At 70.6% G+C, this 13,948-nt stretch carries 8 protein-coding genes; 2 read left to right on the top strand and 6 right to left on the bottom strand.

What is annotated here, in order from left to right; translation table 11 throughout:
* Window positions 1–39 precede the first annotated feature (39 nt).
* Window positions 40–1,239: a S8 family peptidase gene (locus tag OG718_RS19150; protein WP_306937816.1), complete on the bottom strand. Its 1,200-nt coding sequence runs from the start codon at window positions 1,237–1,239 to the stop codon at window positions 40–42.
* 480 nt (window positions 1,240–1,719) lie between these two features.
* Between OG718_RS19150 and OG718_RS19145 the strand changes: the two genes are divergently transcribed.
* On the top strand, window positions 1,720–4,338 hold the full coding sequence (locus tag OG718_RS19145) for a glycosyltransferase family 1 protein (protein ID WP_143640516.1): 2,619 nt from the start codon (window positions 1,720–1,722) through the stop codon (window positions 4,336–4,338).
* A 180-nt stretch (window positions 4,339–4,518) separates the two neighbouring features.
* The gene (locus tag OG718_RS19140) at window positions 4,519–5,199 is read left to right on the top strand and encodes a hypothetical protein (protein ID WP_328844670.1); all 681 of its coding nucleotides are present in this window, start codon (window positions 4,519–4,521) and stop codon (window positions 5,197–5,199) included.
* A 48-nt stretch (window positions 5,200–5,247) separates the two neighbouring features.
* Here OG718_RS19140 and OG718_RS19135 read toward each other — a convergent pair whose 3' ends face one another.
* From OG718_RS19135 to OG718_RS19115, 5 genes are all read right to left on the bottom strand, one after another.
* The gene (locus tag OG718_RS19135) at window positions 5,248–5,760 is read right to left on the bottom strand and encodes a DUF1990 family protein (protein WP_143640518.1); all 513 of its coding nucleotides are present in this window, start codon (window positions 5,758–5,760) and stop codon (window positions 5,248–5,250) included.
* 81 nt (window positions 5,761–5,841) lie between these two features.
* The gene (locus OG718_RS19130) at window positions 5,842–7,494 is read right to left on the bottom strand and encodes a M4 family metallopeptidase (RefSeq protein ID WP_328844669.1); all 1,653 of its coding nucleotides are present in this window, start codon (window positions 7,492–7,494) and stop codon (window positions 5,842–5,844) included.
* A gap of 355 nt (window positions 7,495–7,849) precedes the next feature.
* The gene (locus tag OG718_RS19125) at window positions 7,850–9,886 is read right to left on the bottom strand and encodes a M4 family metallopeptidase (RefSeq protein ID WP_260695420.1); all 2,037 of its coding nucleotides are present in this window, start codon (window positions 9,884–9,886) and stop codon (window positions 7,850–7,852) included.
* A gap of 447 nt (window positions 9,887–10,333) precedes the next feature.
* Entirely contained in the window at window positions 10,334–12,106 is a 1,773-nt protein-coding gene (locus tag OG718_RS19120; protein WP_306937812.1) for an ABC transporter ATP-binding protein, read from the bottom strand.
* Complete coding sequence (locus tag OG718_RS19115; RefSeq protein ID WP_328844668.1) at window positions 12,103–13,926, bottom strand: ABC transporter ATP-binding protein; 1,824 nt, start codon at window positions 13,924–13,926, stop codon at window positions 12,103–12,105. Before OG718_RS19115 ends, OG718_RS19120 begins: the two co-directional genes overlap by 4 nt.
* Between the last annotated feature and the right edge of the window lie 22 nt (window positions 13,927–13,948).

Raw genomic sequence — 13,948 nt, 5'->3', positions numbered from 1 at the left:
GTTTCCCGGGACGAGGCCGGTCGGTGAATGCGCAAATACTTAGGGGTTGTTGACTTGCAGGAGCTTGTTCGGTGAGCCGAGCCCGGCGTTGGACATCTTCCCGGAAGCGGCCCGCTCGACAAGAGCCTTGCTGACATCGGCGGGTGTCGCCCAGGCGTGGTCGGCCAGATACAGCGCGGCCGCACCTGCCGCGTGGGGCGACGCCATCGACGTACCGGAGAAGGTCGCCCTGCCCGTGTCGCTCGCGTTGGAGGCCGAGGTGACGTCCACGCCGGGGGCGAACAGATCGAGCCGCGCGCCCCAGTTGGAGAAGTCCGCCCTCGCGTCCTTCTTGTCGCTCGCGCCGACCGTGATCGCCTCCTTGACACGGGCCGGTGAGTAGAGGCTCGCTGGGAGGCCGTCGTTGCCCGCCGCGACCGTGTAGGTGACGCCGGAGGCGATGGAGTTGCGGACCGCGGAGTCCAGTTGCGGGTCGGCGAGCCCGCCGAGGCTCATGTTGGCGACCGCCGGCTTCCGGGCGTTCTTGGTCACCCAGTCGATGCCCGCGATGACCTGCGAGAGCGTGCCGGCCCCGTTGTCGTCGAGCACGCGGACGGCGACGACCTTCGCCTGCTTGGCGACGCCGTACGTCGTGCCCGCGATCGTGCCCGCCACGTGCGTGCCGTGGCCCTGGCCGTCCTGGGCGGTGGCGTCGTTGTCGACGAAGTCCCAGCCGTGGCTCGCCCGGCCGCCGAAGTCCTTGTGGGTGATGCGTACGCCGGTGTCGATGACGTACGCCGTCACGCCCTGGCCCGCGGACTCCGGCCAGGTGTAGCCGCTGTCCAGCGGCAGGTCCTGCTGGTCGACGCGGTCGAGGCCCCACGGCGGGTCCGCCTGCCGGTGCTCGACGGCCACGGTGGCGTCCCGCGAGACCGAGGCCACACGGGAGTCGGCGGCCAGGCGCTTGGCCTGCCCCTCGTCGGCCTTCACCGCATAGCCGTTGAGCGCCGTGCTGTAGGTGTGGCTGATTCTCGCCCCGTACTCGATGGCGAGGGCCTTGCCCGCCTGCGACGGAGCCTTCGTTCCCCCCTTGAGCGTCACTATGTAGCTGCCGCTGACGGAACCCGCTCCGTCCGCGCCGGATATCTGCCCCTCGGGGGCGGCGTGTGCGGGCAGGGTGATGGCCGAAAGCACCGTGGCCGTCATGACCGCGGTCAGGCCTCCCGCCCAGTGCAGCCGCCGCTTGCGCGTCACTGCCATGGTGTGAGTTCCCCTCCTCAACTCGGCGTGCTCCGGCCGGTGCGCGCGGGCCCCGACGGGGGCTCTGGCAGGCCTGGCAAATCCCGGTACGGGTCCTGCGAGGCCTTGGCCGGATCGCCACTTGGCAGCCTCTCGTGCGGTGTGAAGCGCCACAAGGTCGTACGACGGTGCGGAATCGGCCATATCGCCTGTGGCGGACATGTAAAGGTTGCGCCGATTTTCGGCCCTTTCGCAGGGGGCGCGGGGCTCTGGTGCCGGAGGCTCCACCGCGCGGGCGCGACCAGTGACGATCGTCCTCCGGTCGCAGTACGGCACATCCCGCGGAGCACTTCGCGCCGTGGTTACGGAGGCGCCTCGCCGCTACCGTCATGGGTGACAAAGTGCGCACAGCGACGTGCGTCCCGTGGGTCGCCCCGATCCGTCTACCCATCGCAACGCCGATACGCCGTCCTGGTACGTCCTCCGTGAAGGTGGAAGCTCGTGAAGGCCATCCGCAGATTCACCGTGCGTCCCGTACTCCCCGAAGCCCTTCACCCCCTCATCGATCTGGCGCGCAATCTGCGCTGGTCCTGGCACGCCGAGACCCGTGACCTCTTCCAGTCCGTGGACCCCGAGCACTGGGCCGCCTCCGAATGCGATCCCGTACGCCTCCTCGGGAGCGTTCCGCCCGGACGGCTGGCCGAACTGGCCGAGGACCGGCGCTTCCTGCGGAGGCTCGCCGCGGCAGCCGACGACCTCAAGGACTATGTGGGCGGGGACCGCTGGTACCAGTCCCAGCCCTCCGGACTGCCCGCCGCCATCGCCTACTTCTCACCCGAGTTCGGCATCACGGCCGCGCTGCCGCAGTACTCCGGCGGCCTCGGCATCCTCGCCGGGGACCATCTCAAGGCGGCCAGCGACCTCGGCGTACCCCTGATCGGCGTCGGGCTCCTCTACCGGCACGGCTACTTCCGGCAGTCGCTGTCCCGGGACGGCTGGCAGCAGGAGCACTATCCGGTCCTGGACCCGAACGAACTGCCCGTCTCCCTGCTGCGCGAGCCCGACGGCACCCCCTCGCAGGTGTCCCTGGCCCTCCCCGGCGGGAAGTCCCTCCATGCCCGTGTCTGGCTGGCCCAGGTCGGCCGGGTCCCGTTGCTGATGCTGGACTCGGACATAGAGGAGAACGACCTCGGTGAGCGGGGCGTGACGGACCGGCTCTACGGCGGCGGCAGCGAGCACCGGCTGCTCCAGGAGATGCTGCTCGGCATCGGCGGGGTGCGTGCCGTGCGTACGTACTGCCGGCTGACGGGGCACGCGCGGCCCGAGGTGTTCCATACGAACGAGGGACACGCGGGATTTCTTGGCCTGGAACGAATTCACGAACTGTCTTATGAGGACCTGGACTTCGACGCCGCGCTCGAAGCGGTCCGGGCCGGCACGGTCTTCACGACCCACACCCCCGTGCCCGCCGGAATCGACCGCTTCGACCGGGAACTGGTGGCCCGGCACTTCGGCCCCGACGCGGAACTCCCGCGCATCGACGTCGAACGCATTCTGCAATTGGGAATGGAGACCTATCCGGGCGGCGAACCGAACCTCTTCAACATGGCCGTGATGGGCCTGAGGCTGGGCCAACGCGCCAACGGGGTGTCACTGCTGCACGGACAGGTCAGCCGGGAGATGTTCTCCGGGCTCTGGCCGGGCTTCGACCCGGACGAGGTCCCGATCACCTCCGTCACGAACGGTGTGCACGCGCCGACCTGGGTGGCCCCCGAGGTCTTCCGCCTCGGCGCCCGCCAGATCGGTGCGCAGCGCACGGAGGACGCGATGACGGTCGGTGGTTCCGAACGCTGGGACGCCGTGGCCGAGATCCCCGACCAGGACATCTATGACCTGCGCCGCGTGCTGCGCGAGCAGCTGGTGACGGAGGTACGGGAGCGGCTGCACGCGTCCTGGCGTCAGCGCGGCGCGGGCACGGCCGAACTGGGCTGGATCGACGGCGTGCTGGACCCGGACGTCCTGACGATCGGCTTCGCGCGCAGAGTCCCCTCCTACAAGCGCCTGACGCTGATGCTGAGGGACCGGGACCGGCTGATGGACCTGCTCCTGCACCCCGAGCGGCCGATCCAGATCGTGGTGGCGGGCAAGGCGCACCCGGCGGACGACGGCGGCAAACGCCTGGTCCAGGAACTGGTCCGCTTCGCCGACGACCCACGCGTACGCCACCGGATCGTCTTCCTCCCCGACTACGGCATGGCGATGGCGCAGAAGCTGTATCCCGGCTGCGACATCTGGCTCAACAACCCGCTCCGCCCCCTGGAGGCGTGCGGTACATCGGGGATGAAGGCGGCGCTGAACGGCTGCCTCAACCTCTCGGTCCTGGACGGCTGGTGGGACGAGTGGTTCCAGCCGGACTTCGGCTGGGCGATCCCCACGGCGGACGGCACGGCGGTGGACGACGACCGCCGGGACGAGCTGGAGGCGTCGGCGCTCTACGAGCTCCTGGAACAGCGGGTGGCCCCGCGCTTCTACGAACGCGGCCAGGCCGGCCTGCCCGACCGCTGGATCGAGATGGTCCGCCAGACCCTGACCCACCTGGGCCCGAAGGTGCTGGCCGGCCGCATGGTCCGCGAGTACGTGGAACGCCTCTACACCCCGGCGGCCCACGCCCACCGTGCCATGTCCCCTTCCTCGGCAAGGGAGTTGGCGGTGTGGAAGTCCCGCGTCCGCGCGGCCTGGCCACACGTCACGGTCGACCACGTGGAGACCTCGGCGGGGACTCCGACGGCCGAACTCGGCACGACGCTCTCCCTGCGCGTCCGTGTCGGCCTGGGCGACCTGGCCCCGGACGACGTCGAGGTCCAGGCCGTCTCGGGCCGAGTGGACTCGGAGGACGGCATCACGGACGGCACGGCAGCCCCCCTGAAACCGGCGGGCGGCCCCGACCTGGAGGGCCGCTGGCTGTACGAGGGCCCCCTGTCCCTGGACCGCACGGGCCCCTTCGGCTACACGGTCCGAATCCTGCCCACCCACCGACTGCTGGCGTCGAGCGCGGAGTTGGGGTTGGTGGCGGTGCCTTCTGAGGAGTTGGGGGAGGGGGCGGGGGTTTTGATGCGGTGAGGTCGCCTGCACCCAGGGTCGCTTGACGCGCGGAAGAGGGGTGGGGACGCCCCCGCGCCTCGTTGATCGGAGCTGGTCTAGGGTTGTCGCTCGGGTCCGCCGAGCCAGGGGCAGGGGTGTCGCGGACCCGGTCGGCGACCGGTGGGGGTTGGGTCAGTGGTGAGCGGTGCGTGGCGTGCCATGAAGGCTGTTGTGCTGGTGATCGGCACGACAGTTGTGCTGTCGGCGTGCGGTGGGTCGGGGGACGGGGAGTCGAAGTCCTCCGCCGGTGGTCAAGGGCCGCTCACCAAGGCCCAGTTGACCGACGCGCTGCCCGAGGGGTCCGACCTGCCCGGTTTCAGTGCGGAACCGCAGAGCCTTCCACTGCTGGAGGCCAAGGATGTCGTGACGACGGGTCAGGCGGGCTGTCGTCCGATCGCGGACATGATGAGCGTGCGTCCCCGGCTTCCCCGGCGGGCCATGGTCTGGGCGACGATCGAGGCGGACGGTGCTCCGGAGTCGGCCCCGCCCGGCAGCCTGACCCTGACGAGCCACGGTGGTGACACCGCCGCGGAGTGGATGACGGGGCTGAAGAGAGCGGTTGCCGACTGCCCCCGGTTCACCGCCACGTCGAAGCGTGGCTGGACGTACGAGTTCACTGTCGCCCCCGTTCCCCTGGAGCGGATGGGAGACGACACGGTCGGCTATCGGATCACCAATGTGCTCGACCCGAGCGGTGGTGGCAATGTCATGTCCGTCGTCCGCACCGGCACGACGCTGGCCACGTATCTCCTGCCGCCGTCGAAGAACGGCAAGCCGCGGCCCGTGCCGGAATCCGTCGCCACCGGGCAGGAGAAGAGAATCCGGGCCGCGGCGGACTAGGTGAACGCCGCTGCCAATGCCCGCTTAGGCAGAGTCGGTCGCGCTCGGCTACGCCAGGAAATCGCCCTTGGGGTCCTCGCACATCTTCCGCAGCACCACCCCGCACCGCCGTGCGTACGCGTGCTGCAAGCCACGGGTCGCCGCTCCGCCCGCCTTGGCGTACCACTTCGCCGGGCGGCTGAAGGCGGTTATGGTCAGCCAGACCGTGCCGTCGCCCGTGCGGTCGACGATGAAGGCTTCCTCGCCGGATTCGGGGTGGCCGGGGAGGGTGCCGTAGGCCCAGCCGGCCCGGCGGGGTTCGTCCACCGTCCAGACGATGCGGCAGGGGGCCTGGAGCAGGCCCAGGCCGACCGTGACGTCCACGCCGGGGGCGGCCTGCGGGGCGTCCGTGGTGATCTTGACGCCCACCGCTCTGTGGAGGTCCCAGGTCAGGACCGCCTGGGACGCGGATTTGAAGACCTCCTGGCCCTCGCCGATGCGGCTGCGGACGTGCAGGGGATGGAAGCCGGGTGGGCACCGGCCGTCGCGGGTCGCACCCACGTCCTCGTACGTGTAGGGCATGGGAACCAAGAGTAGGGCGGTACCCGGGAATGCCTTCGTTCCGGGTACCGCCCCGATCGACTACAGCCAACTACGCGGGTGTCAGTTGACGTTGACTCCTGCCCAGGCGGCCTGGACCGCCTTGTACTCCGTGCTCGCCGTGCCGCCGTACAGTGCCGACGCCGCGTTCAGTGTCGCCGTACGGGCGCCCGCGTACTTCGTCGTGGACGTCATGTACTCGGTGAGCGCCTTGTACCAGATCTTGACCGCCTTGTCGCGGCCGATGCCGGTGACCGTGGAGCCGTTGGAGGTCGGGGAGTTGTAGCTGACGCCGTTGATCGTCTTGGCGCCGCTGCCCTCCGAGAGGAGGTAGAAGAAGTGGTTCGCCGGGCCCGAGGAGTAGTGGACGTCGATGCCGCCCAGGCTGGACGACCAGCTGTCCTTGGACGCGCCGTCCTTGCTCGGCTTGTCCATGTAGCGCAGCGGGGTGCCGTTGCCGTTGATGTCGATCTTCTCGCCGATGAGGTAGTCGCCGACGTCGGACGCGCTGGCGGCGTAGAACTCCACCGCCGTGCCGAAGATGTCGGAGGTCGCCTCGTTCAGCCCGCCGGACTCACCGCTGTAGTTGAGGCCCGCGGTGTTCGACGTGACGCCGTGCGTCATCTCGTGGCCCGCCACGTCGAGGGACGTCAGCGGCTTGGAGTTGCCCGAGCCGTCGCCGTACGTCATGCAGAAGCAGCTGTCGTCCCAGAAGGCGTTCACGTACGCGTTGCCGTAGTGGACGCGGGAGTAGGCGGCCTTGCCGTCGTTCTTGATGCCGCTGCGGCCGAGTACGTTCTTGTAGAAGTCCCAGGTGGCCTGGGCGCCGAAGTGCGCGTCGACCGCGGCGGTCTGGGTGTTGGAGGCCGCGCCCGTGCCCCAGGTGTCGTCCGCGTCGGTGAAGAGGGTGCCGGTGCCGGACGTACCCCGGTTGAGGTTGTACGTCTTGTGGGCGCCGCGGCCGGTGTCGTTCAGCTGGTACGTCGAGCCCGACAGCGAGGTGCCGATGGTGACCTTGCCGGAGTACTGGCTGTTGCCGGTGCCGGTCTGGATCGCCTCCCACTCGTACAGCTTCTTGCCCGTCTGCGCGTCGGTGACGACGTGCAGCTGCTGCGGGGTGCCGTCGTGCTGGAAGCCGCCGACGACCGTCTCGTAGGCCAGGGCCGGCTTGCCGTCGGCCGCCCAGACGACCTTGCGGGGCGCCTTGTCGGCCGCCGACTTCTTGCTGCCCTCGGCCTTCGCCGCCTTCAACGCCTGCTTCTCGGCAGTGGACTTGGCGATGTCCGGGGTGACGTCGGAGACCTTGATGGCGGCCTTGGTCGCCTTGGTCACGCCCTCGGTCTCGCCGGCCTTGGTCTCGTGGATCACCAGGTCGCCGCCGAGGACGGGGAGTCCGTCGTACGTGCGCTCGTACCTGGTGTGCGTCGTGCCGTCGGCGTCCTTGACGACGTCTCTGACGACCAGCTTCTCCTTGGCGCCGAGACCTATCTCGTCGGCCGTGTCCGCCGTGGCGGCGTGGGCCTTCTGGATGAGGCTCGTGCGGGCTGCCGCGGTCAGCTGGACCGGCGCCGCGGCGAGGGTCGTCCCACCGGACTGCTCGGCAGGGGACTGGGCGGAGGCGCCGGTGGTCAGACCGGTGGTGAGCAGGGCTCCGGCCGCGACTGCGGTGGCGATGGCCAGAGTGGTGCGCTTGTGACGCGCGTAGAGGGGGGTCACGCAAGCTCCTTCGTGGGGGGTGTCCGGCCGGCATGGGGGACCGGTCGGGCGGTTGTGAAGTTGCGGTGCGGGTGTGGCGTAAGCAGTGATGCGAGGTGAACGTTGCCAGTTGAGTCCTGTACATGTCAGCGGGGCGAATAAAGGTTGGCCGGAAATCGTCCGCTGCCCGAAGATCCGCGTACGGATTGCGGACTTGATCGCCCGCAAAGGCCTGGTAAAGGGTGGGGAAGGCTGTCGTAAGGCGGCGGCAATGGCGTGGCAAAAAGGCGCCGTCCCGGGGAGTTGGATCCCCGGGACGGCGCCCTGTGCGTGTGAACCTGAGCGAGCCCGCGTGGTCGGGGCTCACCCGGACCGGTTACGCCTGCGGGAAGGTGATCTTCCAGCCATTGATCCTGCCGGTGTCCTGCGCCGCCTGGTCCTGGACCTTCAACTGCCAGGTGCCGTTGGCGACTTCGGAGGACGCGTTCACCGTGTACGGCTCGGTCACGTTGTCCGCCGAGTCCGAGGAGCTGAAGGGCTTGAGGCGGTAGCTCGTGCCGTCCGGTGCCACCAGGTCGACGACCAGGTCACCGCGCCACGTGTGTGTGATGTTCGGGGTGACGACCAGGTTCGTGGGAGCGTTGCCGGCCTGGCCGGAGACGGTGATCGACGACGTCACCGCCGCTCCGTTGTCCGGAATCGATACGGCCGTCGTGCTCTCGAACGACGTGCCGCCGCCCCCGCCGCCGGGCCGGGTGCCGACGTTGATACCGGCCCACGCGTTCTGCACCGCCGTGTACTCGGCGCTCGTGGTGCCGTACAGCTCACCCGCGACCGCGAGCGTGCCGGTGCGGGCCGCCGCGTAGTTCGTCGTCGACGTGAACTTCGTGGTGAGCGCCTTGAACCAGATCAGCGCGGCCTTCTCGCGGCCGATGCCGGTCACCGGCAGTCCGTCGGAGGTCGGCGAGTCGTACGAGACGCCGTTGACGGTCTTGGCGCCACTGCCCTCCGAGAGGAGGTAGAAGAAGTGGTTCGCCGGGCCCGAGGAGTAGTGGACGTCGATCGAGCCGATGCCCGAGTACCAACTGTCCTTGGACGAGCCGTCCTTGCTCGGCTTGTCCATGTAACGCAGCGGCGTCCCGTTGCCGTTGATGTCGATCTTCTCGCCGACCAGGTAGTCGCCGACGTCCTGCGAGTTGCCGGCGTAGAACTCGACGGCCGCCGCGAAGATGTCGGAGGTGGCCTCGTTCAGGCCGCCCGACTCACCGCTGTAGACCAGGCCCGCGGTGTTGGAGGTGACGCCGTGCGTCATCTCGTGCGCGGCCACGTCGATCGACGTGAGCGGCTTGGCGTTGCCCGAGCCGTCGCCGTACGTCATGCAGAAGCAGGAGTCCTGCCAGAAGGCGTTGACGTAGTTGTTGCCGTAGTGGACGCGGGAGTACGCGCCGACCCCGTCACCGCGGATGCCGCTGCGGCCCTGCACGTTCTTGTAGTAGTCCCAGGTCAGCGCGGCCCCGTAGTGGGCGTCCGCGCCCGCCGTCTCCAGGTTCGACGCGGCCCCGTTGCCCCAGACGTCGTCGGCGCCGGAGAAGAGCGTGCCGGTGCCCGACGTACCGCGGTTCAGGTTGTTCGTCCTGTGGTTGCCGCGGGTCGTGTCCGTGAGGTTGTACGTCGACCCGGACTGGGCGCTGCCGAGGGTCACCGAGCCGCTGTACTGGGTGTTGCCGGTGCCGGTCTCGACGGCCTGGTACTCGTAGAGCTTCTTGCCGGTGGCCGCGTCCGTGATGACGTGCAGCTCGTTCGGGGTGCCGTCGTGCTGCAGGCCCCCGACGACCGTCTCGTACGCGAGGCTCGGCGTGCCGTCGGCCGCCCAGATCACCTTGCGCGCGCCGTCCGCCTCGGTCTTCTTCGAGCCCTCCGCCGAGGCGGCCTTCAGGGCCTGCTTCTCGGCGACGGCGGGCTTTACCGCCGCGCTGGTGGTGATGCCCTTGAGCTGGGCCTTCACCGCGCGCGTAACGGCCTCCGTCTTCCCCGACTTGGCGGTGTCGACGACCAGGTCGCCGCCGAGGACCGGGAGTCCGGCGTACGTACGCTCGTAGCGCGTGTGGACCGTACCGTCGGCGTCCTTGACGACGTCGCGGACGACGAGCTTCTCCTGGGCGCCCAGGCCGAGTTCCTTCGCCGTGTCCGCCTTCGCCGAGTCGGCGTCGCGGATCAGCGCCGCGCGCTGGGCGGGGGAGAGTTTGACGGCCAGCGAGCCCTTGTCGAGCTTGCCCGGGGCGGGTTTGGTGTCGGCGGTGGCGGCGCCCGTCTGGACGGCCGCGGCGAGCAGGGCGGCGACGGCGACGAGCGCGCCGGCGGCGGCCTTGCGCCGGGTGGAACGGGAGGCGAACGCGGAACGGGAGTTACCCACGGTCTGAGAAGTGCCTGCGGTGTGGGAGGTGCGTCTGTGGGAGGTGCGTCTCAACACGGACTCCTTCTGCGTGGCCGCGGATCGCGGATCGCGCGGCCAGGGGGGACCGGACGGTTGGGATCCGTCCGGGCAGAACAAGGCAGAACGCGGAACCACTTGCATGGGGCACGTGCGGGCGTGCGTGGGGGTCCACCACGGCACAGCAGTTCTTGTGGGGTTGCTGTGGAGTGGTCGTGGGAAGAGTGGCAGGAGATTGCGCTCTCTGTCAGGTGCGCATCAAGAAGTTGGCTGGAAACGGTTCGTTGTCCGGGTGGTCATGTTCGGTATACGGACTCGTTGCCGACGGGTGCGTTGCCGGGCGCCTGGCCCGTGATGGCTCAGGCCCGTGATGGCTCAGGCCCGTGATGGCTGAGGCCCGCGAAGGACCGGGCTCATGAAGGACCGGGCTCATGAAGGCCGTTGGTCGGGAAGCCCCGGCCGCTCGCCGTGCCACGAGTGCCACAGGGCCGCGTACGCGCCGTCGGCGGCCACCAGACTGTCGTGGGTGCCCAGTTCGGTCAGCAGGCCGTCCTCCATCACGGCGACCCGGTCCGCGTCGTGGGCGGTGTGCAGGCGGTGGGCGATGGCGATGACCGTGCGGCCTTCGAGGACGGCGGCGAGCGCGCGCTCCGTGTGGCGTGCGGTCGCCGGGTCCAGCAGTGCCGTGGCCTCGTCGAGGATCAGGGTGTGGGGGTCTGCCAACACGACCCGGGCCAGGGCGAGTTGCTGCGCCCGGGAGCCGTCCGCGCGATGGGGGCTGTCGGGCCCGAGCCCGGTGTCGAGGCCGTCCGGCAGCTCCCGGACCCAGTCGTCGGCGCCGACAGCCGCGAGGGCCGCCCACAACTCGGCGTCACCGGCGGACGGTTCGGCGATGAGCAGGTTGTCGCGGACCGTGCCGAGGAACACGTGGTGTTCCTGGGTGACGAGCACGACCTGCCGCCGCAGCTGCTCCGGGTCAAGGTCGACGATCGGCACCCCGCCCACCGTCACCGAGCCCGAGCGCGGCGCGTCGATGCCCGCCAGCAGCCGGCTCAGGGTGGTCTTCCCGGCGCCGGAGGGTCCGACCACGGCCAGCCGCTCCCCGGGCCGCACGGTCAGGTCCACCCCGCGCAGGACCTCGCCCCCGCGATCGTACGAGTAGCGCACGTCCGTCACGTCGATCCGGTCGTCCGCCGGGGCCGGAGAGCCGGACGGGACGGCCCGCGGCGCCCGGCCGAGGCCCTCCACCCGGGCGAACGAGGCGCTGCTGCTCTGCAGTTGCTCCACCCGCATCAGGACCTGGTCCAGCGGCGATTCCAGCTGCCGCAGATACAGGGCCGCCGCGATCACCGCGCCCAGGCTCACCGTGCCCCGCTCGTGCAGGGCACCGCCGACCAGCAGCACGACGGCCACGGGGAGTACGAACGAGATCTCCACGGTCACGAAGAACACGGTCCGCAGGTACAGCGTGTACAGCCGGGTACGCCTGGACGTCTCCAGGGCGTCCCGGCTCGCGGCGATCCGCCGCCGCTGGAGTCCGAACGCCTCGACCGTGCGCCCGCCGGACGCGGTGGCCGTGAGGATCTCGGCGACCTCCGACGTGGCGGCTCCCTCGGCGAGATAGCCGGTGCGCGCCCGGCGCAGATACCAGCGCAGCGCGAGCCAGATACCTGCCTGGGCGAGCACCGCGCAGCCGCCGAGCAGCGGGTCGAGCGCGAAGACCGCGCCGAGGAGGAACAGACACTGGACCGAGGAGATCAGCAGCTCGGGACCGGCGTCGCGCAGGGTCGTACCCACCGCCGAGACGTCCGCGGTGCCCCGGGCCGTCAGATCGCCCGTGCCCGCCCGCTCCACGACCGAGGCGGGCAGCGTCAGCGTCCGCTCGACGAACTCCTCGCGCACCCGCGCCAGCGTCCGCTCCCCGAACCGGTACCCCACGTACCGGGCGCCGCGCGCCAGCACCAGCTGCGCCAGCGCGCACACCAGGATGACCAGCGCCAGACGGTCCACGACGGCCACGCCGCCACCGGCCCGGACCTCGTCGATGATGCGGCCGAGCAGCCATGGACCTACCAGACCGGCAGCGGCGGCCAGCGCGTTCAGGACGAGCACGACGGCGAAGGCGCGGCCGTCCGCGCGGATCAGCCGGCCCGCGGCCCTGCGTACGTCGGCCGGCTCGGCGACCGGCAGCTGAGCGGTCATCGCACGGCCTCCTCTGCGTCCAGATCCGATGCCGCGGCCGGGCGCGACGACGCGTCCGGATCCGGCTCATCGATGTTCGTGCCGTCCACGTCGTCCACGTCGTCCACGTCGTCCGTGTCGTCCATGTCCGCGTCTCGGGCCACCAGCGCGCGGTATTCCGGCTCCCCGTCGAGGAGTTCCTGATGGCTGCCGAAGGCCGCGACCTTGCCGTCGACCAGGTAGTACACGGTGTCCACCTGGTCGAGGACGAGCGGAGAAGTGCTGGTCACGACGGTCGTACGGCCCGAGCGCGCCGCGCGCAGCCGGGCGGCGACGGCGGCCTCGGTGTGCGCGTCCAGCGCCGACGTGGGCTCGACCGCGAGCAGCACCTCGGCGTCGGCGAGCAGCGCCCGCACCAGGCGTACGCGCTGCCGCTGGCCCCCGGAGAGACTGCGGCCCTGTGCGTCGACGCCCGAGTCGAGCCCGTCCGGCAGCCCGAGCACGACGTCGTCCGCCACGGCCGCGCGAACCGCCGCCGCGACGGTCTCCTCGTCGGGGTCCCCGCGGCCCGAGACCAGGTCGCGCAGGGTGCCCGCGAACAGGTCGGCCTCGTTGTCCGCGACCAGGATGCGTGCCCGGACCTGCGGCAGGGCGATCGCGTCGAGGCGTACGCCGCCCCAGGTCGCCGCCGACGCGGTGTACCGGCCGAGCCGGTCGACCACGGCGGCGGACTCCGCCGGACGGGCGCCGACCAGCGCGGTCAGCCTGCCGGGCGCCACCCGCACGCCGGACCGCGGATCGTGCAGCACGGAGGGTTCGGCCGGCGCGTCCACGGAGGTGCGGCCCGTCTCCATCGGCTCCAGGGACAGGAACCGTACGACGCGCCGGGCGGCCACCACACCCCGGCTGAGCTGGTAACCGCACTCGACGAAGAAGGCCACCGGCGCCACGAGGACCGCGACATAGCCGTACACGGACACCAACTCGCCGATCGTGATGGCCCCTTGAGCGGCGAGCCGGGCCGCCAGCCATGTCACGACGGCCAGGAACACCGTCGGCAGCCCGATGCCGAGCGCCTGGATCCAGCTGGTCACCGACCCGACCCGGTACCCCTGCATCCGCAGCCGCTGCGAGTCACGGCGGAAGGCGTCGGCGAACAGCCCTTTGCCGCCAAGGCCGTTGAGGACGCGCAGCCCGCCCGCGAGGTCGCCGATCCGCGCGGTCAGCACGCCCTGCCGCTCGCGGTACTCCGTCTCCGCGCCCCGCAGCCGCCCCATCAGCGGACCGACGAGTACGACTATCACCGGCACCCCGAGCAACACCACCGCGGCCAGCGGCAGGGAGACCGAAAGCAGCAGTCCGGCCACCACGGCGTAGGCAACGGCCGAGCCCACGCCCGGGCCGACGACGGTCAGGGACTGGCTGATCGTCTGCACGTCACCGACACCGATGGTCACGACCTCCCCGGCTCCGGTCCGGCGCGACAGCGTCGCACCCAGCCGGGTCGCCTGCCCCACCACGAGCTTGACCGACCGGAAGTTGGCGTCCATCCGGAGCCTGGTCATCGTGCGGTGCCGCATGATGCTCACCCAGGAGTTGAACAGCCCGACGCCCAGCAGCGCGGCGGACCAGCCCGCCAGCACCGCCTGGTCACCCGGTTCGAGGCCGTCGTCGATCGCCCGGGACAGCAGATACGGCGTCAGCGCCATGAGCACCATCCAGACGGTGCCCAGCAGCGCCCCCGCGGTGGCCCGGCCCGGCTGTCTGGCGACCAGCCACCAGAGGTACCGCGCTCCACCACGACAGTCGGGTGTCCCCGGATCCTCGTACGCGTCGACCATTGACCCCTCTTTTTTCGCTCGG

Origin of the sequence: Streptomyces sp. NBC_00258, assembly GCF_036182465.1 — a bacterium.
Lineage (GTDB): Bacteria > Actinomycetota > Actinomycetes > Streptomycetales > Streptomycetaceae > Streptomyces.
Note: the sequence above shows the minus strand (reverse complement) of the source record. Positions and strands in the feature narration are given on the sequence as shown.

What these genes read in the sequence shown, in the direction of transcription:
- OG718_RS19150 (WP_306937816.1), bottom strand. Translation starts at nt 1,239, where the DNA reads ATGGCAGTGACGCGCAAGCGGCGGCTGCACTGGGCGGGAGGCCTGACC.
- OG718_RS19140 (WP_328844670.1), top strand. Translation starts at nt 4,519, where the DNA reads ATGAAGGCTGTTGTGCTGGTGATCGGCACGACAGTTGTGCTGTCGGCG.
- OG718_RS19135 (WP_143640518.1), bottom strand. Translation starts at nt 5,760, where the DNA reads ATGCCCTACACGTACGAGGACGTGGGTGCGACCCGCGACGGCCGGTGC.
- OG718_RS19120 (WP_306937812.1), bottom strand. Translation starts at nt 12,106, where the DNA reads ATGACCGCTCAGCTGCCGGTCGCCGAGCCGGCCGACGTACGCAGGGCC.
- OG718_RS19115 (WP_328844668.1), bottom strand. Translation starts at nt 13,926, where the DNA reads ATGGTCGACGCGTACGAGGATCCGGGGACACCCGACTGTCGTGGTGGA.